Origin of the sequence: Paenibacillus popilliae ATCC 14706, from assembly GCF_000315235.1 — a bacterium.
GTDB lineage: Bacteria > Bacillota > Bacilli > Paenibacillales > Paenibacillaceae > Paenibacillus_B > Paenibacillus_B popilliae.
Window position 1 is genome coordinate 1 of sequence record NZ_BALG01000057.1, and the last position, 540, is coordinate 540.

At 55.2% G+C, this 540-nt stretch carries 1 protein-coding gene; it reads right to left on the reverse strand.

All coding sequences use genetic code 11. The features are described 5' to 3' along the window. Nucleotides 1-540, reverse strand: a 540-nt coding sequence (locus PPOP_RS06620; RefSeq protein ID WP_042227671.1) for an IS30 family transposase, incomplete at both ends; no start/stop codon positions are given.

Consider the following 540-nt stretch of genomic DNA (forward strand, 5'->3'; position numbering starts at 1 on the left):
CAAGCCATTGGCGTTTTCATTGGAACCTCGTTGCCAGGAGGAATACGGATCAGCAAAATAAACCTGCACACCATGGGTGGCCTCCAAGCTCGCATAACAGGCAAACTCTTTGCCACGGTCAGCCGTAGCGGTTTGGAACGCTCCCGAGGGGTACTGGGCGGCAGCCACGCCAAAGGCAATCTCCATCGACAACGCCGTGCGATCTGGCATTAGAATGGCCGTGTACAGGCGGGTTTTTCGTTCCACAAACGTAGCTACACAGCCCTTGCTTTTCCCACGGCCAGAGACGACCGTGTCGAGTTCCCAATGACCGAATGTTTCCCGAGATCGAACCTCTTTAGGACGCTGGGAGATCGCCTTTCCTACGGTAAACTTACCACGCGTCTCCACAGGCTTTTGACGCTTGCCTTTATGCCGGAGGACGGCCAGAACGCCTTTCATCAAATGGCCAGCATACAGCCAGCGATAGATCGTTTTAAAGCACACGATCGCTTGTCCCTCCTGACGCAGCCGCTCCATGATCTGCTCAGGAGACCAGGT